A 23,318-nucleotide genomic window follows, 5' to 3' on the forward strand; every position below is an offset into this window, starting at 1 on the left:
CATGTCATTGTGATAACAACTGATCCCGGACGGAAATTGCCAAAGGGCGTTCCGGCCGGGGAACAGACGAAGGGACTGATCCATGACGATCATGCTGCGTTTCATGCTGGCCGCCATTCTGGCGCTGCCGCTGGTCTTCGGCCAAACCGCCCTGGCACAGGAATACCGCATCCAGACCGGCGACCGGCTGATGATCGAGGTGCTGGAGGATGCCTCGCTCAACCGCACGGTGGCGGTGCTTCCGGGCGGGACCATCAACTTCCCCTATGCGGGCAGCATCCGGGTGGCGGGCCAGTCGCCCACATCGGTCAGCAACAGCATCAGCCAGTCGCTGGCCGGCGTCCTGGCATCCCCGCCCACCGTCTTCGTGACCGCCATGCCGCTGGACGCGCCGGTGACCGAGGCCGAGAAGGACGTGGTCAACATCTACATCATGGGCGAGGCGAGCGCCCCCGGCCCCAAGGCGGTGCTGCCCGGCACCACCTTCCTGCAGGCGCTGTCCCAGGCGGGCGGGCTGACCCCCTTCGCCGCGACAAAGCGCATCCAGCTGCGCCGCGCCGCGATGCCGGGCCAGGTCATCACGGTGAACTATGCCGCGATCATGCGCGGCTCGGGCATGAACCTCGACCCGGTTCTGGCCGAAGGCGACGTGATCATCGTCCCCGAGCGCGGCCTGTTCGAGTGACAAGGGCGGCAAGGCGCAGGTCGGGCCGTCCCTTCCGAACGGTTGTCGCGGGCCTGGCGGTCCTGCTGCCGCTGGCGGCGGCCGCGCAGGACGCCGATCCGTCGGCGCCCGGCGTGCAGCTGACCGTCGGGCAGCAGCTGGCGGTCGAGGACGGCGACCTGATCGGCATCACGCCGCTGGACCTGTCCATCCGCCGCGCCACTCGCGCCCAGGTGCTGCAGTTCAACCTGTCCGCGCCCTTCCACCTGAACGACCCCGAGGAGGACAGCACCTTCGCCCTGGGCGATCCGCAGGGCCGGCTGCTGTTCCGCCGGGGCGCCCGCAACGCCGCCCTCGAGTTCGAGCTGGGCTATCGCGAGAACGACCTGGACCGCGAGATTCTGTTCGACGACCTCAGCAACGAATTCGTCACCCTGGACGGAGGCCGCGTGGCGCAGACCGACGCCCGGCTGACCTATGTCTTCGGCAGCCAGTCCAAGCTGGGGGGTGAATTCGGCCTGTCCTGGCTGCAGCGCGACTACAGCGGCACCACCGATCCCGACCTGGACGACCACGAGACCCGCAGCGGCAACATCGCCGTCTACCTGGAGCCGACGCCCCTGATCCGCGCCCGCATCCTGGCCGAGGCAAGCCGCACCGATGGCGACGACGGCAACGACAGTCGGTCGAACCGCTATGGCGCGGGCGCCTCGATGCAGGTGGACAAGCTGACCAACCTTGATGTCGAACTGGCCCGCACCAATATCCGGCGCTTCGACGAGGGCGTCCTCGAAACAGCCGAAGGGCCGTCGCTGCGCCTTGGCCTGACCCGCGCGCGCCCCTTGGGCGACTGGTCGCTGTCGCTGGGATCCGAGCCCGGAACGGCCGGACGGCGAGAAGACTTCAACATCGGGCGCAACCTGGAACTGCGCCGCTTCGACCTGTCCGGGCAGGTCGGCGTGACGCGCTTCAGGGACAATTACGATCCGATCTTCCAGATTTCCTATCGCCAAGAATTCAGCCGCGTTTCCCAAGTCCAGGCCTCGCTCAGCCGCGCCGGGGTCACCGACGACGATGGCGACGAGGCGCTGAACACCGATGTCGCCGCCAGCTACAGCCGGCAGATTTCCGATGTGTCGACCATCGCCGCCAATATCCGCTATCGCGAAAGCGAGGTGCAGTCGGGCGACAACCAGGACGCGCGATCGGTGTCCTTCGGCCTCGACTACAGCCGCGCCCTGCCGGGCGACTTTGCCCTGGTCGCGGGCGCCAACATCATCCGCAGCAAGGACGGCGACGGCGAACGCGACGACGAGGATCGCGTCTATCTGGGCGTGAACCGAAGCTTCAGCTTCCTGCGCTGAAGGACGGCAGGCCCGGACCGGACCTGCCTTGGGCATGAAAGGCGCCCGTCGCGCCGCAGCCGCTGCGGCGGCCTCAGTCGAAATAGATCCTCCACAACCACCGGCCGGACAGCGCCATGCTGGCCAGGAACAGGCCCATGGTCACCGCCAGCGCAAGGCCGTCCGGCACGCCCAAGCTTGCCAGAAGATCGCGCCCCGGGATCACCAGGCCGTGGAAGACATAGATCGGCAGGGCCAGCCCGCCGACGACCAGAAGCAGCTTCAGCGGCAATTGCACGGGGGCCGGCCATGTCCCCCAGGACGACAGCGCCGCAAGCATGATCCCCGTCAGAAGAACCGCAAGCGACAGGTAGAAGATCAGGCCCGGCAACGAGGTGAAGAAGATGCTGTCGCGGTCGCCGAAGGGATCGATGCCATGGGCCTCGATCAGGGTCAGCGCCATCACCACGCTGCCAAGCCCCCCCGCCACCATCATGATCAGGGCCGCGCGCCCGGTGTCGCGCTGCTGGGCGAACCAGAGCCCGACCGCCATCCCGGCCGAGGCGATGGCCGTCAGCTTGAAGACGCTGTATCCCGCCACCAGCATCAGCCGGGGCCATTCCAGCAGCGACTGCATCTGCTGATACGGCAGAAGCGACGGCACCAGTTGCCAGCAGATCCACAAGAGCGGCAATCCCACCAGAAGCCAGGGCAGCGGTTGCGACAACCGCGCCAAGGCCGGCAGCCACCAGCGCGCCGTGCCCAGCATCAGCGCATAATAGGCCAGCACCCCGTAGAAGCTGTTGGCGACCGCCAGGCCGTCGATGGTCTGCCCCCGCGCCAGAAGATCTGCCAGCTGGATCGCGCCCAGAACCGCAAGCCCCAGAAGAACCAGCCGGAACGACCCGTTCAGCCGACGCAGGACCGAGGCGCGCTTTTCGGCGAAGCCCGGCAGCATGAAGGTGCCGATGCCGATGCCGAAGACGGCGGCAAAGCCCGGCGTCCCCATCCGGTAGAAGGGGGCAAGGACGGCTTCCGCGGCATCGGCGATCCCGAGGCGGCCGAAGAAGCCGGGACCCCAGTGGGACAGCACCACAGACAAGGCCACGACGGCCCTGGTCATGGTGACGGCCCAGCTGCGGCGCGTCGCATCGGGCAGATTCGCCGCGTCCCGCGACACGGGCAGGCCGTCCATCAGCGCCGCCGCCTCACGCAGGCTGCGGCCTTCCAGGGTCGCGCGGATGACCGGCCGGGGCAGGCGCTCGGCTTCCATGACCAAGCCGATCTGGACCGAGCTCAGGGAATCGCCGCCCAGCTCGTGAAAGCTGGCCTCGGGGATGAAACGCGCCTCGCCCACGACACGGGCCCAGATGCCGGCAAGGCGGGCTTCGTCGGGGGACAGATCGACAGCCGCCGGGGGCAAGGAAGCGGGTGCGGGGATGTCGTGCTGCCGCTGCCAGAGTTCCGGCAGCAGGCGGCGCTGCACCTTGCCGGTCCCGGTGCGCGGCAGGTGGTCGAGATGCAGCAGCTTCAGCGCGGACCCGGCCCCCTGCCTGGACCGGACGCCGCGTCGCGACAGGCTCAGGCGGGCGGCTTCCTCGATCAGCCTTTCTTGGTCGCGGGCGGCCTCCTCGATGACCAGAAGCACGGCTTCGCCCCGCGCCGCATCGGGCACCGGGGCAATGGCGAAGTGATCGCCCGCAAGCGGAACCATCCGGCGGATCTCGGCTTCCAGGCCCTCGGCCCCCAGCTTGATGCCGGCCAGGTTGATCTGGTCGTCCAGCCGCCCGAGGTAGTAAAGCCGCCCGTCCCGGATCTCGCCCCGGTCGCGGGTTTCCAGCCAGCCCCCGCCATCGGCAAGGGGGCGGATATCGCCCCCTTCGTTCACCTGTCCAAGCGCGACGTGATCGCCCCGGATGATGATGGCCCCGTCATCGCCGATCCGCAGCGCGTCGGGATGGGCGGGCAGGCCCACCGATTCCAGCGCGGCCTCGGGCGTGGCGGCGATGTCGAGAAACGTCGTGCGCGAAGCCTCGGTCAGGCCGTAATGCTGGAGAATTCGGGCCTTGGGGAAAAGCTGGCGCATCGCCAGCTTGTCGGCCGCTGCCATGTACTGGCTGCCGATCTCGATCCAGCGGACCTTGTCGCCGTGCCGGCCGATCGCCTGGGGCGCGGCCAGAACCTGTCGCCAAAGGCTGGGCACCGCCGAGATCGCGTTGATCTGGCCTGCCGCCAGCATGTCGCCGATCTGCAGGGGATCGAAGCGGTCAGGCAGGAAGACCGCGCCACCGGCGGCGGCCACGGCCCGTGCCCGCCCCAGACCGAAGGAATAGCTGACGGGAACGCCGATATACTCCCGGATGCCGGCATCGACCCCCATCGCGGCATTCAGCCGCGCCACCACGTCCGCAAGGTTGCGATGGCTGAGCAGGATCGCCTTGGCCCGACCCTCGGTTCCCGAGGTGAACACGATCTGGGCAGGCTGGTCGCTGATGCGCGGAACATGGGTGAAATGTCCCCAGCCCGTTCCGGACAGGCCGGACGGGGCTGTTTCGACCGGAAGGCCAAGCCTTTCCAGGTCGCCTGGATTGCGGGTGATCGAAAACAGCCGCCCTTCCTTGAGGCAGGAAAAGACGGCTTCAAGAAAACCCAGATCATTTGCGGCAGGAAGCGACAGAACGGCACGCCCGTGAAGGCTGGCCGAAGCATGGATATTCATATAAGAACCCGGAGAACTAAGAAAAAATACGCTACATTTGCAAATGTAAATCAAGCCACCTACGAACGGCCAGTTAACATTGGATAATATTGCGCCTTTTATTGTGTTGACTTGTTCGCGTCTTTTCCGGAAGCCGGCGCCTGCATTCCTGTCCTGAGATTGTGTTTCCCATTCCCATGCCGCGTCCCGTCCGCATTGCCTATCTGACCGGCGAATATCCGGCCGTTTCGCATACATTCATCCTGCGCGAAGTTCTGGCCCTGCGGCGACTCGGGGTCGAGGTGACGACCTGCTCGATCCGCCGCACCGGGCCCGAGCATCACCGCGGCCCGGATGAACGGCAGGCGGCGGCGACGACCTTCAACGTGATCGAGACGGCGAAGAATCCCCGTGCCGGCCTTGACGCGCTGTTCTGGTCGCTAGCGCGGCCCGGCCGCCTGTGGCGCACGATCCGCCTGGCCCTGGCGACCCGGCCGGCCGGCATTAAGGCGACGGTCTGGCAGCTCTTCTACCTGCTGGAGGCGATGGTCCTGGCCCGCCACCTGACCCGCCAGGGGGTGGACCGGATCCACAACCACTTCGCGATGGCCTCGTCCTCGGTGGCGATGCTGGCGTCCGAACTGTCGGGCATCCCCTACGGCTTCACCCTGCACGGCCCGGCGGATTTCTGGGACACCGGGCGCTGGCGGCTGGACGTCAAGATCGCCCGCGCCGTTCATGTGGCCTGCATCAGCCATTTCGCGCGGTCCCAGGGAATGCTGCATTCCGCCCCCGAACATTGGGACAAGCTGCGGATCGTCCATTGCGGCATCGACCCGGACCGCTATGGCCCCCATCCCGGCCACACGCCCGGCCGCGACATCCTGTTCATCGGCCGCCTGGCCGCCGCCAAAGGCGTGCCGGTGCTGCTGGAAGCCTTTGCCCGCGCCCGCGCCGCCTTTCCCGATGCCCGCCTGACGCTGATCGGCGACGGCCCCGCCCGCGCGGCGCTGGAAGACCGCTGCCGCCAGCTGGGGCTGGCGGATGCCGTCCGCTTCACCGGCTACCTGAGTCAGGACGAGGTCGCGGCCGAACTGTCGCGGGCCGACCTGTTCGCCCTGCCCTCCTTTGCCGAGGGCGTTCCGGTCGTGCTGATGGAGGCGATGGCCACCGGCATCCCGGTGCTTGCGACCCGCATCGCCGGTATCCCCGAACTGGTAGAGGATGGCGTTTCGGGCCGGATCGTGGCGCCGGGCGATGTCGAGGATTTCGCCGGGGCGATGATCGCGCTGCTGGCGGACCCGGCGGCGGCGCGTGTTCTGGGGGATGCGGGCCGGGCCAGGGTCGCCTCCGATTTCGACATCGACCGCGAGGCCCGAAAGCTGGCGGCCTGCCTCGGCCTTGCGGCGGACTGAACGCGCGTTCCGGGCGGGATCAGGCGGCAGGGTTCGGGGGCGACCAGCGGTCGGCGCGCTCGGCCTCGATCTCGGCCACCGCCCTGGCCTTGCCGACCTTCAACGCGCGGCGCTGATAGGCGCGGACAAAGGCGCGCAGGGCATCGTCGCCATGCTGCCTTTCGCCCCGCAACCAGGCGGCGAAGAAGCCCTGGATTGTCGCCAGTCCGCCCAGGACATAGGGGGGATGCGCCATGCGGTAGAGGCCGGTGGCGACGAAATACAACGGGTCGGAACCCATGTAATATTGCCCGAAGCCATGCCGCCTGCGGCCGGTGAAGACGCTTTTCTGCGACGACCCCATCGGACGCAGGTGTTCGAAGCGCAGCGCGTCGTCGTTCCAGCTGACCGCGATCCAGCCCAGTTGCCGGGCCTTGTGGCAGTCGATCGCGTCCCACATCACCTCGCGCACGAAGCCGCCGATCTGGGCGAAGCATTCGCGGCGATAGAACTTGGTCATGCCGACCGACATCTCGTCGCCGCATTTTTCGGAAATCCACCGGCCTGCGGCATTGCGGAACCAGGGCTTGCCCGAGCAGGTGCCGATGCGGGGATTTTCCTCCATCCGCGTCATCAGGATCTCGAAATAGCGGGGCGGCAGATCCAGGTCGAGATCGAGCTTGCACAGATAGGGATAAGCCCCGGCATCCACCTGGTCGAGGCCATGGTAGAACGCCTCGATCACGCCGGGGCCGACGGCGCGATGGCCGCGGTCGGGCTTGGTCACGACCTGGATGAAGGAATGGCGCGCGACATAATCGGCCAGGATCGCCGGCGTCTCGTCGGTCGAGCCGTCGTCGACGATGATCCATTTCGCCGGCGGCACGCTTTGGGCGATCACGCTGTCCAGCGTGCGGCGCATGTATTCCGCCTCGTTCCGGCAGGGTGAAACCAGAAGATAGGCGCGGGATGCCGAGGCCATGGCAGCGGTCCTTGTTTACGCAAAGGCTGGACCGCTTCTGGCGCGGCCAGATGCGAATCACAAGTCAGGCAGGATTGTCCGCGTCCGGACGCCGCAAGGTCAACTCTACCTATGAGTGAAATCTTTTTCTTGAAAATTCCTGCAAGGCGATAAGGCCGGATAATCATCACATCCGTTTGTGAAACAATGGTTAATTCTTGATCCTTTGCTTGCTGCGCCTGCGCAATATCCATAAAGCTTTATATGTCTCGGTTCTTGCCGGGTATGTTTTTTGACAGGGTGACCAATGAACGTTTTCAAGACAATCGCCGCAGCTTCGGTTCTGGCAATGGCCGCCAGCGGCGTTGCGAATGCCGCCGTCTATTATGCAGACAAGGTCGTGGCCTTCGAGGGGGGACCTCAGACCGGAAGCCGCAGCATCAAGGAAAATGCTCTCGGCAGCCCCGACGGCAAGTTCTATTCACTGGGTCTGGGCGGTTCGCTGACCTTGGGCTTCAAGGATGCGCCCTTCCACACTGCCGACGTCTCGGTCTTCGAGATCACCTTTGGCGGCGGCTTGGGCAGCGGTCACCGCGAAGCGGCCGACATTTATGCCGTGGACTCGAAGTCGAACACTCAGTGGTTCCTCGGCACCCTTGACAATGTCAGCGGCAACAACACCGTTCGCGGTTCGGCCGGATCGTTCGACCAGATCCGCCTTGTGGACGTGTCCAAGTCTTTCTTCGAAGGCACCCGGAGCGACGACGGCTTCGACGTGGACAGCGTCGCCATCGCCCCGGTCCCGGTTCCGGCCGCCGGCATGCTGCTGCTGGCAGGCCTGGGCGGCTTTGCCGCGCTGCGCCGCCGCAAGACGGCCTGAGCCGGTTCAATCCGACGATCAAGACCTGCAAGGCCCGCCCGTCAAGGCGGGCCTTTTCCTGTTGCCGGCACAGCCGTATCTCGAATCAAGAACCTGGCCAGGAACGGGCTGCATTTCGGTCTGTCCAAGAAATTTCTCCCTGAGGGAGAACCGCTAAGAAGCATCTTTCGCCACACGAGATCTCTTTCCGGAAAATTCCATTAAAACCTGGAAAAGATTGGTTAACGGATTTCAATTTCTTGTTTGTTTCGTTCAAAATCTGTAAAGGTTTATATGCTTCGGCGCTGCCGAATAGTGTTCCAGACAGGTGATTAATGCACGTTTTCAAGTCTCTCGTGGCCGCTGCGGCCTTGGTCGTGACCGCCGGCGCCGTTCAGGCAGCAACCTATAACGCAACCAGCTATTCCGACGTGGTCCCAGGAACCTGCACCTTTGCAGGAACCAAGGACAAGGCGAAATGCGAGGCCAATGATCGCAAGAACCTCGCCAACCTGATCGACGGCAACAAGAACACCTTCTACTCGCTGGGTCTGGGCGGTTCGGTGACCCTGGGCTTCGGCACCGATTTCAGGGCCGGCGACGTTTCGGTCTACGAGATCACCTTTACCCGTCCGACCTCGATCGACAAGAACTACGAGGCCTTCGAACTGGTCGCCCTTGATGCCAACAAGAACGCGACCGGCTTTTCGAAGGTGATCACCAACGAAAACGGCTTCGCAAGCTTCCGGATCGACAGCGGCTTCACCTATCTGAAGCTGGTGGACGTGACCAAGGAGCAGTTTGCCAACACCTCGAGCTATGACGGCGCGGACATCGGCATGGTGTCGATCGCCGCCGTTCCGGTTCCGGCCGCCGGTGTGCTGCTGCTGGCGGGCCTGGGCGGCTTTGCCGCGCTGCGCCGCCGCAAGTCGGCCTGATCGACTGTGAAGGAATGCAAGGCCCGCCCGTCCGGGGCGGGCCTTTTGCTGCCTGCCGGCATGGCCCCCGGAAATTTGACCAACTTGTCTGCATGGACAACATGAAACCTTCACCCCGACAGGGTAAGGTCACGCCCAAGAGAGTCGGCCTCTCTCTTTTGCCGGTTTGAAAAGGTTATTGGTTCATGGCTTCCAGCGAAGATATCGTATCCCTCGGGGACCGGTCGTCCTTCAACGCAGCGGGGATCTTCCTGCTGGCCCTGGCGACGGTCGCGGCAGGCTGGTTCTTCATCGACGGGCTGGATGCCCTTCTTCTGGCCTGGCAGACGCCGGAATACAGCCATGGCCCGCTGATCCCGGTGCTGTCGGCGCTGATGTTCCTGCGCGAGCTGAAGCAGTATCCTCCGCAGGATGGCCCGGTTCCGGATCGCTGGCCGGGCGTCGCCGTCATCGCCCTGGCCTTCCTGTTCGGCGCCGTGGGCAAGCTGTCGCAGGTGGACGACATCGTGGCCTATGCCATGATCGTCTGGGTGGCGGGGATCATCCTTATCACGATGGGATGGTCGCGGGGCAGGCATTTCTGGCCCTCGGTCCTGCACCTCGTCTACATGCTGCCGCTGCCCGGCGTCCTTTACTACAAGGTGTCCACCGGGCTGCAGATGATCTCGTCCGAGATCGGGGTCGGCATCCTGAAGCTGTTGTCGGTCCCGGTCTTCCTGGAAGGCAACATCATCGACTTGGGCGTGATGCGCCTGCACGTGGCCGAAGCCTGTTCGGGCCTGCGCTACCTGTTCCCGATCATGTCGTTTTCCTACATCTTCGCGGTGCTCTACCAGGGTCCGAAATGGCACAAGGCGGTGCTGCTGCTGGCGGCAGTGCCGATCACCGTCTTCATGAACTCGGTCCGCATCGCCACCGCCGGGATCATCGCCAATGTCTACGGGATCGAGTGGCTGGAGGGATTCACCCATTTCTTCGAGGGATGGGTGATCTTCATCATCTGCATCGTGCTGCTGTTCGGCCTGGCGCGGCTGATGCTGCTGTTTCATCCGGGCCGACCCCGGCTGGCGGATGCCCTTGACCTGGATACCTCGGGGCTGCTGGCGCAGGCGTCCCGGATCCGGCTGGTCCGGCCCTCGGCCGCGATGGTGGCGGCCGCGGGCCTGGGCCTTGCCGCGCTGGCGGCCTGGCAGATGGTGCCCGAGAACCGCAGCATCCCGGCCCAGCGCAGCGCCTTTGCCATGTTCCCCACGCAACTGGGCGACTGGCAGCAGCGCGGCCCCGAGGAACGGCTGACCCCCGATGTCGCCAGGACCCTGGGCGCGGACGATTATCGCCAGGTGACCATGACGCATGACGCAGCAACGCCCCCGGTCGGGTTGTTCATGGCCTTTTACAACGACCAGTCGAAGGGCGGCGTCCATTCGCCCGAGATCTGCCTGCCCGCCTCGGGATGGGAGATCGCCAAGCTGGAGCGCGTGGACATCGCCCCCCGCCTTGGCACCGAGGGATCGTTTCCCCTGAACCGCGCCATCATCCAGAAGGGCGAGGCCCGGATGATGGTCTTCTACTGGTTCCAGCAGGGCGAACGCCGGGTGGCCTGGGACTTTGCCGCCAAGTTCTATCTTCTGGCCGACGGCATCCGCACCGGCCAGACCGACGGAGGCATCGTCCGCCTGACCACCATGATGAATGCCGGTGAATCCGAGGATGCCGCCGAAGCCCGCCTGCTGGACATGACCCGCGCGGTGATCGACCCCCTGCCCCGCTTCATTCCCCAATAAGCGGGCATCCGCCCCCACCGAAAGGGCCGCCCCTGCTTGGGGCTGGGTCCTTCCGGCTTGCCGGGTCGGGCCTGGGGCTTCATCTGTCCGCGAAGACAACCGGGCGGGTTTCGGCCAGCCTTTCGGGGATCTCTGCCTCCAGCCGGTCGAGAAAGCCGTAGCGGCGGCGATAAAGCGAACGCTTGTTGGGCTTGACCTCGTCCTCGTTGCGGCGATCGGGGGCAAGGGGAAGCCGGTAGAAGCATTCATCCTCGACCGCGCCGCCGCGGTCCTGCCAGATCGCGTCATAATCCTGTGGCGCGATGGTCTTTCCGCCGAAAAAGCCGTGGCGGTGATGGCGCTGGCTGTCCCGGACGCCCAGCAACCGCCGGACCTGCCAATGCCGGCAAAGAATGCGGCAGATCTCGATCAGCAGGTCGCGCGGGCGCATTCCGTGGGCTGCCTTGGTCAGGTCGCGATAAAGCGCCAGCGCCTCGTCGGTGTTGCGGCCCTGGATGGAACCGATCAGGCAGTCGATGCCGTCGGCCGGGTGGTCCCCCAGGGAAAAGGCCAGCGAGTAGGCGCGGAAATCCTCGACAAAGAGGTTCAGGGTCAACCCGCCCTCGCGGATGAACCATTGCGGCTGGTCCATCACGATCCGCAGCCCGGGATGGATGTCGGAAAGATCCAGAAGCACCAGCCGTTCGGTCACCGAAAACGGAAAGGGCGGTCCCAGAAGATCGATGATCTGGTAATGCCGGCTCAGTCGCGCCAGGCGTTCGGATACGTCCCAGGATGCGCAAAGATAGGGCCAGACAAGCAGGCCAAGGGCGGAAGCAGGCCTTTCCTGCAGGATCCGGCGCAATGCCGGAGATGTCGTTCGCGCAAGGTCCGAAAGCTGCCTGCGGTGCCCGCAAGCCGAAGCCAGCACCCGCAGCCGCATCTTGACCGCCCCCAGGCTGCTGCCGGACGCAATGCCAGGCATGGCCCTTTTCAGAAGCCCAAGCGTGTCACCCGCCATGTTCCCTCGTTCCCGCCCGGCCATAACCCCTGCTTTTCAGGAGTCATGTCGTGTCTGGTTTCAATTCCCGCTTGTGCATGCCTCGACGCAACAGGCTTTTTCGTCAACCCCCTGCATTGATCGCGACCCTTGCCCTGCCCGGCAGGTCCTCACGGGCGGGGGCCAAGCAGCAGCGGGCGCATCACCAGCCTGGTGAAGTCGCCGAAGAACCTTTCGGGCGCATGCCGTTCCTGGCCGCGCAATGCCGCCAAGGGAACGTTGAGCGCCGCGCCCCCCATCCAGGCCAGTCCCGAAATGATGGTTCTCACGCGGCCTTGCGTCTTGAGGTGGTAAAGTCGCCAGGAATCGTACCAGTAGGCGGGACGGGGCTTGCGACGGGATCGGCCGACGCCCGTTGCGGCCCCTTCCGCATGCAGGACCTTGGCCGCGGGGACATGAAGGATGTCATGCCCCGACTTGCGCATTCGAAACATCAGTTCGACTTCCTCGTAGTAAAGGAAGAAGTCGGGATCGAAGCCTTGCAACTGCTCCAGCACCGAAAGGCGCATCATCACCGCGGCGCCGGACACCCAATCGACAGGTCCTTCGGGAAGATCGGGGGGAAGGGGCACGATCCAGCGCGCGAAGAAGCGGCTGACAGGACCGAGGTTCACGGCCTGGGCAAACTCGCTCTGCGCCGAGGGAAAGCGGAAGGCGGCCGTGACGGGGCGCCCCGAGGGCAGCGCGATCGCCGCCCCCGCCGCGGCGGCCTGCGGGGCGGCGTCCAGGCGATCGGCCAGAATGGCTATCGCTTCGTTCTGCAGCCCCGCATCGGGGTTCAGAAGGAAGACGTAATCGGGCGGCGAGGATCTGCCGGCCAAGGCGCGCAGGACCAGATTGTTGCCGCGCCCGAAGCCGTGGTTTTCCGTTTCAAGCCACAGCCGGACCCGGTTTCCCCAGTTCCGCGCCTCGTGGGCTTCGGACAGGACGGCCGCGTCGTCGCCGGGCGACGCGTTGTCGAGAAGATGGACCTCGACCGGGTAGCCGCCGTGCTGCCGTGCCAGAACGCTGTCCACAGCGGCAATGGCCAGATCGGCGGTGCCATAGTTGATGATGATGACAGCGATGCGGGAGGACATGGCCGGGATTTACAGGACAGGCGGGAACAAGACAAACGGCATTCAACGCCCCCCGGACCGGAGAAGCCGGACGGCACCCAGCGAGATCAGCACGGGTCCGATCCATTCCAGGGCGGTATTGGCGCGCAACCCCAGAACCGGCAGGCCCAGCAGCCGGTCCGCATGGTGAAAGCCTATCGCCCGCATGAGAACAAAGGCGCAGACGAAGACCAGCCCGAAGATGGGCAGGAGATTGCGCGACAGACTGCCCCGGAGAAGCTTGCGCAGGATCACCAGAAACAGCAGGGCAAGCACGGCCAGTCCCACCAGGAACCCTATCTGCACCGGGCGTCGCCGGTCGTACCAGCCCTGGGCCTGCGCCAGGCAGCGCCCTGCCGCCGTCAGAGCCGATTGCAGGTCAAGCTGCTTGTTGACCGCTAGGGCGGCCATGATCAGGGCGGTGATCAGCCAGAAGGTTCGCTCGCGCCCCTGGGTGGCCGCCGGGCGCGTCCGGCTGGCGGCGGCCAGAGCCAAGCCCATGGTTGCCAGATAGACCAGAACGGTCGCCCATCCCTGCCAAGTCGGATCGCCGATCACCGGCTGCCAACGCGTCAGCACGCATCCGATCATTCAGGTGCCTCTTGTCCTGACCCAGCCCAGGAACGCTCGATCGGCGCTGCGCAGCCGGGGACGGCCGGTCGTGGCCCACCAGGCGCGCCATTCGGCCTGAAGCGCATGGACATCGTCGCCGGGAATCAGAGCGCGGGCCTGGTCCAGCGTCTCGGGGCGCAGATGCGGGCCTTCGCCGGGTTCGATGACCGCCGCGCGAGGGGCCACGCGCAGGATGTCGCCCGGCTCCTCGGAAAGGACGTAATCGGGCAGCCGGTTCTCGCGGATCATCTCGCGCAGCATGGCGCGGAAAACCCGGACGGGACTCGTGGATCCGGTCTTCTTGGCCAGAGTGGCGACCGAGACGCTCCATTCCGCCTGCCTTCCGCAATGCTTGCGGGCCAGTTCATAGATCCGCCGCTCCAGCGGCTTTCGCATGCGAAAATAGTCCCGGCTCAGCGTCAGGACGGATCGGGACAGCACCGCATTGAACAGCCATTCCGACAAGGTGACGGCGACGGCAACCATCCGGCCGCCACGGGTCTTCCGGACGATCTCCCAGCTTTCGATCAGCCCGAAGCCCGAGGTGATCTCGTGGTCGCCGGTGACGATGTTGGTGGTGATGCGGGTGCCGGCCAGACGCTCAAAGGCGTCGCGCAGCCGCTTGTAGCCATCGCCCGAGGTTTCGCGGTTGGTGGCCTGCAACAGGTCGCGCGCGGTCAGGGTCAGCTTGCGCGACACGGCGCGACCGACGTTCAGCGCGGCCATCAGCTGGCTGATGCAGAAGATCAGGATGTCGGCATCGAAGATCGTGGCCCGGCCCTTGACGCTGGGCGTCACCGTCAGCGTGGTGCCGTTGTGGTCATAGCTGACCACGCGCCGGTCGGGCCGGGTGGAAAGCGAGAAGATCGGATGCTCCATGGAGGCAAGGTCGTGCTTGGGCACTGCCGCGAAGAAATCGCAGACAAAGAAGTCCTGCATCAGGCGTGCCTCGGCCGCCGTCCCCGTGGAGGATGCTGGAACCACTTCCTGCCCTTTCCTGTCCCGCCCTGCCGGTTCGCCGGTCTTTCGGGTTGCTGCTCTCTTGCGATCCCTTCAGGCGGTTCTGAATGATCCGCCGGGTTCGTCGTTTCATTGACACCATCCTAATTATCCCCATGCCGCGCGTCCAGCGAGGCTGGAGAAGAGCGCGCCGATGTTTCGGGGGATCGGAATCGCGGCAACGTGGGATCGGATTCAGATCATCGTGGGATCGGATTCACCATGATTTTGCAACAATCAGGAAAATCATTATAAATTAATAAGTTAGTGTCATGTGTTGGGTGAGGGCGCAGGCTTAACTATAAGCTAACGCCATCTAACAAAGAGGAGGATGGCAGAAGCGCAACAGGAGGAACTTGTGGAAAGACAGGTTTTGCTTAGAAAACAGCAGAAAGGTTGCGAAATCCCTCGCGTGTAGCGCGTTTTTGGGTATGATCTGAAAAAAACGTTACATGAGGGCAGAGCAGTGACCAGCGGAGCGGATACTCCTCCCTATTTCAATATCTCGCCGGATCGGGCCCTGACGATGCTGGGCGGTCCCACCGACACCGAGGGGCTGGCGCAGATCGCCGCGAACTATCGCCGGGGGCGGCAGGATCTGGTCGGTCGCGGGCTCGAGGAAAACGGGGATCGCAAGCTGCGGCTGTTCTCCACCTGGGAGATCACCCGCTATCTGATCCCGGTCGCTCCCCAGCATTTCCGCCGGGTCCTGCGCCATAACCCCGACCTGCCGCAGGGCCGGTCCGAGACCGAGGCGGGCGCCAAATGGTTCACCCTGGACGAGGTGCAAAGGTTGCGGGCCCATTTCGGGGCCGAAGGATCGAAGAGCAAGGAATACCTGCCCTATCGCCCCAAGGGCCTGCCGGCCAAGATCGTGGCCGTGGCGAATTTCAAGGGTGGGGTCGGCAAGACCTCGACCTGCGCACATCTGGCCATGTCGGCGGCGCTTGATGGTTACCGGGTGCTGATGATCGACCTGGACAGCCAGGGCTCGCTGTCCTCGATCTTCGGGGCGCAGGTCGAGGACGAATGGCAGACGGTCTTTCCGTTGCTGGCCCGCCATTACGCCGAGACGCTGCGCATCGACAACCAACGCCGCATCGACCGGGGCGATCCGCCCGTGGCCTTGGACGACAGCCTAGCGGATGCCTTGAAGATCAAGGCCGGCGACCTGATCCGGTCCACGCATTGGCCGAACATCGACCTGATCGGGGCGCAGCTAAACCTTTACTGGGCGGAATTCCAGATCCCCGTCTGGCGGATGGCCTCACGCGGGTGGAAGCTGTGGGACGCCCTGACCGAGACGTTGGCTGCCGATGGCGTTCTCGACCGCTATGACCTGATCTTCCTCGATACGCCCCCGGCGCTTGGCTATCTGACCATCAACGGTCTGGCCGCAGCCGACATCCTGCTGGTTCCCTTCGGCGCCTCGTTCCTGGAGTTCGACTCGACCGGGCGCTTCTTCGACATGCTTCATTCCACCTTCGCCAGCATCGAGGATGGCGAGAATGTCGCGGCCCGCGCCCTGGGCCGCGAGGAGCTGCATTTCGAATGGGATGCGGTGCGCGCGGTGATGACCCGCTATGATGCCGGCCAGCAGGCGGAACTGGCGGGACTCATCCAGTCCTATCTGGGTCCCTCGCTGTCCCCGCACCGGCAGGATTTCACGGCGCTGATTGGCCAAGCGGGCGAGCAGGTTCATGGCATCTACGAGGCGGATTACCGCGACTTCAACCGCGAAACCTATGCACGGGGCCGGGAAACCTTTGACCGCACCTATGCCGCCTTCAAGTCCCTGCTTCTGGGCATCTGGCGGCGCGAGGAACTGGCAGAGCAGGGGAAATAGTTTCGCATGCGAAAAGATGGGAAAGGATAAGGCGTGGCCAAACGCAAACGACTGACCGCCTTCGGCAGGGTGGGCGAAGGCGAGGAAACCCCTGCCCCTGCCCATGTTCCCCCGGTGGCGCGCATCGCGGCCGAGGCTGCGACCCAGTCTGCCCTGGACGATCTGGCGGCCGAACTGCGCCATGCCCGGGACAGCGGCCGGATGGTGCTGGAACTTCCCTTGTCTGCTGTCGAAGCCACGCATCTTCAACGCGACCGCATGTATCTGGATCCCGACGACATGGCCTCGCTGAAAGCCAGCATCCGGGACCGCGGCCAGCAGATGCCGGTCGAGGTCGTGGCCTTGGCCGATGGGCGCTATGGTCTCGTATCTGGCGCGCGCCGTCTTGCGGCCCTGACAGCGCTCCACGAGGATACGGGCGAGGGGCGCTTTGCCACCGTCAAGGCATTGCTGCGCCCCTTCGATGCCGCCCCCGAGGCCTATCTGGCCATGGTCGAGGAAAACGAAATCCGCGCCGACCTGTCCTTCTACGAGCGCGGCCGGCTGACCCACGAGGCCGCACGCCTTGGCGTCTTCGACAGCCCGGCCGCCGCCGTGAGGATGCTGTTCCAGCATTCACCTGCGCCGAAGCGTTCGAAGATCCTGTCCTTCGTGGCCCTTCACCATGCCTTGGGCGACGTGCTGCGCTTTCCGGAAGCGATCCCGGAAAAGCTGGGACTGGCCTTGGTCAAGGCCATGCAGGACGTGCCGGACCTGACGGGTCGTCTGCAAGGCCGCCTGGCAGCGGAACGGCCCGAAAGCGCCTCCGACGAACGCCGGATACTGGAATGGGCGCTCAGGCCCGGTCCCTCCGCCGCCACCATGGAGGAGCCGCAGGAAAGAGAAACCGAAATTCCTGCGGGCATCGGCATGAAGGCGCGTCCCGGCCGGGTGGTTCTTTTCGGCCAAGGCGTGACCGAAGATTTCCTGCAGGATCTTGCAGCGTGGCTTCAAGCGCGCAGCTAGTTTCGCACGCGAAAGTTTCGCGTGCGAAACTGATCTGTCAGATCGGATCGTCGGTGACCTGCGGCATGGCGGCATGCAGGCTGGCCCAGAGGGATTTCAGCGAAGCGTCCTGCGTATAATCGATGAAATCAGCATCGCCGGTGCTGTTGGTGCGGATCTGGCCGCTGCCCTTGCCTGCCTCGCTGACCAGCAGCACGACCTCGTCCTTGATGTAATCGATCCGGACCAGCGCATCGCGGTTCTTGCCAAGACTTGTGATCGCGATGTCATCGAAGGACCCGATCATCTGATCGACATCTATCAGTGTCCAACTTCCGCCGGCCTTCGCGTTAAGTGCTGACAAGTCGATTGCCAGATCTCCGCCGAGGCGAACCCCCGAGGTGACCTGCGACCTTTCAAAGGCCCCTGAGTGGAACTCCCTGATCGTGCCAAGGCCCGTGGCATCCGCGACAAAGGCGAGGGTGGCCTTTTCGTGTAGTTGCAAGGTCGCCGTTTCGCCGCTTTCGCCGTCAAAACCAACCTTGGCCTTGCTGCCGGTCACGGTCAGGCTGCTGCCGCCGGCCAAATCGAACCGTCCTTCTGACGTTGCCAGAAGAAGTTGCGCATCTCCTGCGGCGCTGATAGCGGTTTCGCCTGCGAAAGAGCCGGTATTGGCAAAGCGTCCGCCAGTCATGTCGATCGTCAGCAGATCGCTGTCGCGATACCCGTCGACCCAGACCTGGCCGGCATTGCCGATCTGCAGCAGGTTGCCGGTTTTGCTAGTGGAGATATCTCCTGTGATATCCAGTCGTCCAGATGTAGCCTTCAACTGGCCAAAATCGCCGAAAATAAAATCATCGACGATCGTGGTTTCCGCGCCGAACAGGACGCGGTTGCCCCCCAGGTGAACGCTGTCTCCATCCTGCGTGCCGGGCAGATCGCCCGTGGACCAGTTCAGGCGGTTGTCCCACCGGATGCCGTCACCACGGTCGTCGGGGACGAAGCGCAAAGTCTGGGCCTCGTCCCGAAGGGTCGTGTCCAGCCCGAAGCCCTTGCGGAAGAAGGCGTTGATGACATCGGCATCAACAGTCCCGTCGAACCTGCCCGAAGCCTGCGCCCGGAGGTAATCGGCTAGATCTGAAATCGTTGCGGTCTTTTGCCCTAGTAATTGTGCAGCGAAGTTCTGGATAGTGGTTTCATCGAGGATAGTCTTGGAAAGCCCTGCAATGTTCTGGTCAGGATTGGCCGATCGCGCTTCGTTCTTGTCCCAGTTGTATACAATCGTATCGTCATAAGTAGGGTTTTTGCCTTTTGTAAAAGCAGCATGGACGACATTCTTTTGAGCCTGCTCGGCAGGATTGTTCGGATCGGCCAAGTGAGCGATGATATTGCCGATGTAGGAACTCTGGACTGATGCCTGCCCTTCGATACCTTGAGACAAGGCTCCCTCGGCTTGGGAAACGCGCTTGTGACCGGCTGAGGTGACCAGATTGTCCAGAAGTAATGTATAGTTTCCGACAGGTCCTGCGCCATTGTAATCTCCACCCAGAAAATTCAGCGCTGCATTGTTATCGATAAAGCTATTTCCCTCGACAAAGCCGCCGGAACGAACCTGCACTCCAAAGGATGCCCCACGCATGACGATGTTGTCGCGCAATGTGACGTCCAAATTGTCGGACTGAAGATACACGTTTTGGCTGTACATGCTGGGCGGCTGTGGGAATGTCCCCGAGAGTTTAGGATCATACCCCTCGGCCCAACCATTGCGGTCAATGAGATTTTTCTCGAGCAGCATGCCTTTGGTGTTTGCGATATAGACACCGCTGATCCGATTGACATGCGCTTCCCAAGTGGCTGCATTATTGATCGGACTTTCCCGAACAATATCGATAACGTCAGAATTTATGAAGGTGAAGCCATTGACGTTCTGGACGTTCAGACCGTAATCGCCAGTAATGCTAATTCGGTCCATCAGCAGGTTGTTACCCAGAAGAGCCATAAACTCGCCAACATCTAGGCCCTGCATAACCACATGGCTGGTATCTTCTTGGAAAAGCTGGATAGGGCCAGTGATCTTTGGATCTTCCCCCTGGCCATAGGCACCAATGAACATGGGGTTCAGCGCGCTTTCGCCTTGTGAGGCGCGAGTGATCAGGCGGCCGACATTATCGTACTCGTACCCCTTTTCAAATAACAGCCAGTGCGAGTTGGGGCCGGCCCTGTCAGAAGTGATGTTGTACCACAACTGCATCCCGAGATCAGTTGCCAGAGCCTTGTCGGGCGTGGCGCCGTATTCGGAATGCTTTGCCAGCCAAGTCGCGGTGATGTCCTTGGCGTTCAGTCCCTCTGCTCGGGCGATGTCGGCCGCGGTCAGGCCATGCGCGCCTTCGGTGACATGGACCTTGCGGTGGTTCTCGCCATGCTCGACCACAACTTGGTCGTTCTTGTCCTTGGCAAGCATGTAGACTTGGCCCAAGCCCCAGCCCTGCTCTTGCTGACCAAGCGTCACGTCAACGGTGGCTTGGACCGCTTGAACCCGTCCATCAGCATAGGTGATCTCGTAGCGGAAATCCGTATCCGAGGCGTCTTGGGGGTCCTCGCTCAGGACCAACGACAGGCTGTTGTCGGGGTTGACGCTGACATGACCATGGCTGGACTGGGACAGGATGCGGACGCTTTCGACAGGGCCGCTGTCATCCAGGCCGATGGATACGACGCGACCGGCTTCGGCAATGTAGTGTTTTTCTCTATCGGAAGGTTTTTCCGAAGCTTGTATAGTAGAGGCCATTTTCATTCTCTTTGCCAGACAAGATGCCCTTCATTATAAAGCGTATGTTCGCAAAAGTAAGATAAACTTATGGTTGTATTAGATAGATTTTTAATAATTATTGAAATAAATTTTTTATTTCTACGTATAATCTAGAATCGTCTTGCTTTTAGGTTGCGATAATGTTTTTGGATAGATGCTGTGCAGCCTCTTGATGACAGCGTTGTCCAATAAGATTGCCATTAGAACGCAGATTAATAAAACTAAGTTTAAATACAAAATTCAGAGATCAGATACATGCTTTCACTTTTATGCCAAGCAGGATACGCTATCAAGCTATGAATTTATTTACCGATTTCTTTACTATATTACACTCTATGGATATACTGAATTACCTTCGGTAACAATCGACTGCCAAGCCGTATCCAGTCTCTGTTTTGAAACGTCCTTAAACTGGCTCCCATTTTTATCGAACAGCAAACATAGCCATAAATATTTAGGTATATGCCTAGGTTTTTGATGCGGCTTGATAGCGCGATCCTTTCTAGCACGCTGCTGAACTAGTCGGCTCTCGACGCGGTTTTCAGAACATGATCATCACCGACAGGAAGACGGCTGGAGTGATCATGCGGGGCACGGATGAGGCGAGCGGGTCGCTGTTCAGCTATGTCGATCTTGAGGACCGCATTCCTGCGCGGCACCCGCTGCGCAAGATCCGACAGGTCGTGAATGACGCGCTCGCCAGTCTCGATGCGGATTTCGACCGGCTTTATGTTGATTTCGGCCGCCCCTCGATCGCACCGGAGCGGCTGATCCGGGCCAGCCTGATCCGGATCCTGTTCCCGATCCGGTCAGAGCGGCAGCTGATGGAGCAGATGCGGTACAACCTGCTGTTCCGTTGGTTCGTGGGCCTCGGGATCGATGACCCTGTCTGGGGTGAAGGGCGCGCGGAAATCTGTCCAGTGGACGGATTTCAGCCCTGAACAGGCGAAGCCCCGGGCCGCAGGCCGACCGGGTTCTCGAAGAACCTCGACCGGCTGCTGAGGACGGAAATGTCGCGGCACCGGTCATGGCGGCGATCCTGGCCCATCGCGACGTCGCGCCACTCTTGTCGGACGATCGCTTCTCGGTCGACGGCACGCTCACCAAGGCCTGGGCGTCGATGAAAAGCTTCAAGCCGAAGGCCGGGGGCGTGCCGCCCGACGACGAGGACCCCGACGGGCCGCCCGCCCAAGGTGACAGTCCCGACGATCAAACCGCCAAGACCAACCCCGAGACTGCCGCAACGCCCCGCTCCCCCATCGCAGCCGCAATGCCGAGGCCGACGTCAGAGGCGAGAAGCCTAACCCGCGCGATCCATGCCTCCACGACCGATCCAGAAGCGCGCCTTTTCAAGAAAGCGCCTGGCACCGGCGCAATGCTCTGCTTGAGGGGGCATGCCTTGATGAAGCACCGCCACGGGCTGATCGTTCAAGGCGACCTGACACAGGCCGATGGTCATGCCGAACGGAAGGCCGCGCTGGACATGCCGCATCGCCACTCGCCCGGCTCGACCCGGAAACTGACGCCGGGCGCCGACAAGGCCCATGATGCCGCCGGCTTCGTGGCCGATCTGCGCCGGGCCTGCGTCACCCCGCATGTTGCCCGAGACACGCGCGGCATGCGGCAATCGACGGACGCAACACACGGCATATAGGCTATGCCCTGTCCACCAAACGTCGCAAGCTGATCGAGGAACCCTTTGGCTGGGCCAAGACCGTCGGCGGCATGGCCCAGACCGTCTGCCGCGGTGTCGAACGGGTGAGATCCCGCTTCATTCTGACAAGGCACTCATGCCGCAAAAAAGTTAACGACTCTGGAATCTAATGCAGACATCCTATGCCCTATAGAATATGAAAGAACCTGTAGACGATATGGAGTTTGATTTTGCTAAAAAAAGGGAAGGCACGTTGGGCTGTTGTTGCCCATTTCTTCAGTGGAAATAATGACCAGTGGTTGGACGATTTCATTAACGATCCTCAGATTGAATTTGTAAAAGTACCACCAATAGAAAATTCTGGCATTTGGCACACCCGAAAATCCAAGCTCACATCTAAACGGGAATGGTTCAGTCATTTCCGTCAATCTTTAAGAGCATCAAGAAAAAGGCCGGATGGAATTATCGCCTGCTTTCCACAATTGGCAATGTGTTCTGCCTTTGTGAAAAAAATTACGCGCAGTAATGTTAGAATTATAGCTTACAACTTCAATCTTGGCGCGCTGCGGCTTGGCAGAAGACGGGCAGCTATACGTTTTGTAGCAGACCAGATAGAATGCTTTGTTGTTCATTCTCCGGCGGAGGTAGAAAGTTATACTTCGTATCTAGGGGTACCCAAGGACAAAGTGAAATTCATTCCCCTACAACGAGGTAAGGTGGATATTGCTCGGATTGAAGATTTTGATGACCCATATGTGATCGCGATGGGATCGGCTGGACGGGACTATGAAACGCTTATCAAAGCTGTAGATAGCCTCGGCATACGGACCATTATAGTAACTCGGCCTGATATTGTTGAGGCTTTACCTTCAAGTTCTAATGTTACTTTCATGTCTTCTCTAACGCCTGAGGAGTGCATGCAGCTATTGTCACGTGCAAGAATAAGCGTGACACCGATCTCCAATCAGGAGACAGCTTCTGGGCAAGTTACTTTCTTAAATGCAATGCAATTAGGTGTTCCTTCGATAGCAACGCGCTGCCCAGGAACAGATGGGTACTTTGACGATGGTGAAACTGGACTTTTAGTTGCGCCTGGTGATGAGGTAGACATGAAATTAGCTATTTTAAGCCTGTGGGAAGACGTTTCAAGGAGGCAAGGCTTAGCACTTAAGGCAAAGGAGAGATTTCACCATAGCTTTTCAGATCAGGCAGCTGCTGAAAGGTTGCAGCAGATTATTGAAAGCGCATGAAAGCCAAGTAACATGTTTGAGGCTGATCCAAAAATAATTCAGGAAAATGAAGAGCAGCTCAGGTGAGCTGCTCCACAATATCGATGGAACTATAAAATTATATAATTATACCTGACTTCCGCAGAAATATGGAGCCGATCAGAATACATGGTAGAGAAGTGGTTCTGTTCATGTAAATAGTCGGCTCTGAACAACCTTATCAGGCAGCCAATGCTTCGCGTTGATGGGACGTTTCGGGCCGGATCATTGCCCCGATCAGGTGAAAGAGCAGGACCCAAAGAGTTCTGAGATGGGCGAGGATCTTGCGGATATTGTGACCGCAGGCGCAGAGGACGGCGAAGATTGCGTCGCCGATGCGGCCCTTCAGCGGGCATCTGGCCAGACGTC

The 23,318-nt window shown here is 62.0% G+C and carries 16 protein-coding genes and 2 pseudogenes; 10 read left to right on the forward strand and 8 right to left on the reverse strand.

Going from position 1 to position 23,318, the window contains the following annotated elements; all coding sequences use genetic code 11:
• Nucleotides 1–82 precede the first annotated feature (82 nt).
• Together J0F76_RS11735 and J0F76_RS11740 are read left to right on the forward strand one after the other, a co-directional pair.
• Nucleotides 83–685, forward strand: coding sequence for a polysaccharide biosynthesis/export family protein (locus J0F76_RS11735; RefSeq protein ID WP_207469638.1), 603 nt, complete (start codon nt 83–85; stop codon nt 683–685).
• Nucleotides 682–2,028, forward strand: a complete 1,347-nt coding sequence (locus tag J0F76_RS11740; protein ID WP_207469639.1) for a hypothetical protein — start codon at nt 682–684, stop codon at nt 2,026–2,028. The genes J0F76_RS11735 and J0F76_RS11740 overlap by 4 nt, the downstream gene beginning before the upstream one ends.
• A 73-nt stretch (nt 2,029–2,101) precedes the next feature.
• Here the strand turns inward: J0F76_RS11740 and J0F76_RS11745 are convergent, their stop codons facing one another.
• The gene (locus tag J0F76_RS11745) at nt 2,102–4,726 is read right to left on the reverse strand and encodes an AMP-binding protein (protein WP_207469642.1); all 2,625 of its coding nucleotides are present in this window, start codon (nt 4,724–4,726) and stop codon (nt 2,102–2,104) included.
• A 176-nt stretch (nt 4,727–4,902) separates the two neighbouring features.
• On the opposite strand from J0F76_RS11745, the gene J0F76_RS11750 reads away from it, so the two are divergent.
• Nucleotides 4,903–6,120, forward strand: coding sequence for a glycosyltransferase family 4 protein (locus J0F76_RS11750; RefSeq protein WP_207469643.1), 1,218 nt, complete (start codon nt 4,903–4,905; stop codon nt 6,118–6,120).
• A gap of 19 nt (nt 6,121–6,139) precedes the next feature.
• Here J0F76_RS11750 and J0F76_RS11755 read toward each other — a convergent pair whose 3' ends face one another.
• Nucleotides 6,140–7,081, reverse strand: a complete 942-nt coding sequence (locus tag J0F76_RS11755) for a glycosyltransferase family 2 protein (RefSeq protein ID WP_207469645.1) — start codon at nt 7,079–7,081, stop codon at nt 6,140–6,142.
• A gap of 286 nt (nt 7,082–7,367) precedes the next feature.
• Here J0F76_RS11755 and J0F76_RS11760 point away from each other — a divergent pair, with 286 nt between their 5' ends.
• From J0F76_RS11760 to xrtD, 3 genes are all read left to right on the forward strand, one after another.
• The gene (locus tag J0F76_RS11760; RefSeq protein ID WP_207469652.1) at nt 7,368–7,940 is read left to right on the forward strand and encodes a VPLPA-CTERM sorting domain-containing protein; all 573 of its coding nucleotides are present in this window, start codon (nt 7,368–7,370) and stop codon (nt 7,938–7,940) included.
• 356 nt (nt 7,941–8,296) lie between these two features.
• Nucleotides 8,297–8,857: a VPLPA-CTERM sorting domain-containing protein gene (locus J0F76_RS21245; protein WP_341351588.1), complete on the forward strand. Its 561-nt coding sequence runs from the start codon at nt 8,297–8,299 to the stop codon at nt 8,855–8,857.
• A gap of 185 nt (nt 8,858–9,042) precedes the next feature.
• Nucleotides 9,043–10,641, forward strand: coding sequence for a VPLPA-CTERM-specific exosortase XrtD (gene xrtD / locus J0F76_RS11770; RefSeq protein WP_207469657.1), 1,599 nt, complete (start codon nt 9,043–9,045; stop codon nt 10,639–10,641).
• Between the two features lie 79 nt (nt 10,642–10,720).
• Here xrtD and J0F76_RS11775 read toward each other — a convergent pair whose 3' ends face one another.
• From J0F76_RS11775 to J0F76_RS11790, 4 genes are all read right to left on the reverse strand, one after another.
• Nucleotides 10,721–11,605, reverse strand: a complete 885-nt coding sequence (locus J0F76_RS11775) for a VirK/YbjX family protein (protein ID WP_207469662.1) — start codon at nt 11,603–11,605, stop codon at nt 10,721–10,723.
• Between the two features lie 185 nt (nt 11,606–11,790).
• Nucleotides 11,791–12,759, reverse strand: a complete 969-nt coding sequence (locus J0F76_RS11780) for a glycosyltransferase (RefSeq protein WP_207469664.1) — start codon at nt 12,757–12,759, stop codon at nt 11,791–11,793.
• A gap of 42 nt (nt 12,760–12,801) precedes the next feature.
• The gene (locus J0F76_RS11785) at nt 12,802–13,368 is read right to left on the reverse strand and encodes a hypothetical protein (RefSeq protein ID WP_207469666.1); all 567 of its coding nucleotides are present in this window, start codon (nt 13,366–13,368) and stop codon (nt 12,802–12,804) included.
• Nucleotides 13,369–14,328 (reverse strand): replication initiator protein A, encoded by a 960-nt coding sequence (locus J0F76_RS11790; RefSeq protein ID WP_207469676.1) that lies wholly within the window; start codon nt 14,326–14,328, stop codon nt 13,369–13,371. It lies immediately after the preceding gene.
• A gap of 586 nt (nt 14,329–14,914) precedes the next feature.
• On the opposite strand from J0F76_RS11790, the gene J0F76_RS11795 reads away from it, so the two are divergent.
• Nucleotides 14,915–16,234 carry an AAA family ATPase gene (locus J0F76_RS11795; RefSeq protein WP_207469668.1) on the forward strand — a complete coding sequence of 440 codons (1,320 nt, stop codon included), beginning with the start codon at nt 14,915–14,917 and terminating at the stop codon, nt 16,232–16,234.
• A gap of 33 nt (nt 16,235–16,267) precedes the next feature.
• Nucleotides 16,268–17,239, forward strand: a complete 972-nt coding sequence (locus J0F76_RS11800; RefSeq protein ID WP_207469669.1) for a ParB N-terminal domain-containing protein — start codon at nt 16,268–16,270, stop codon at nt 17,237–17,239.
• 37 nt (nt 17,240–17,276) lie between these two features.
• Here the strand turns inward: J0F76_RS11800 and J0F76_RS11805 are convergent, their stop codons facing one another.
• Nucleotides 17,277–20,012 (reverse strand): right-handed parallel beta-helix repeat-containing protein, encoded by a 2,736-nt coding sequence (locus J0F76_RS11805; protein WP_207469670.1) that lies wholly within the window; start codon nt 20,010–20,012, stop codon nt 17,277–17,279.
• A 599-nt stretch (nt 20,013–20,611) separates the two neighbouring features.
• On the opposite strand from J0F76_RS11805, the pseudogene J0F76_RS11810 reads away from it, so the two are divergent.
• Nucleotides 20,612–21,851: pseudogene (locus J0F76_RS11810) on the forward strand (transposase).
• 129 nt (nt 21,852–21,980) lie between these two features.
• Complete coding sequence (locus J0F76_RS11815; protein ID WP_207469671.1) at nt 21,981–22,931, forward strand: glycosyltransferase; 951 nt, start codon at nt 21,981–21,983, stop codon at nt 22,929–22,931.
• Nucleotides 22,932–23,130: 199 nt separating this feature from the next.
• Here the strand turns inward: J0F76_RS11815 and J0F76_RS11820 are convergent.
• Nucleotides 23,131–23,318 (reverse strand): annotated as a pseudogene (locus tag J0F76_RS11820) (IS5/IS1182 family transposase); the annotation flags it as partial.

This window comes from Paracoccus fontiphilus (assembly GCF_017356265.1).
Classification (GTDB): domain Bacteria; phylum Pseudomonadota; class Alphaproteobacteria; order Rhodobacterales; family Rhodobacteraceae; genus Paracoccus; species Paracoccus fontiphilus.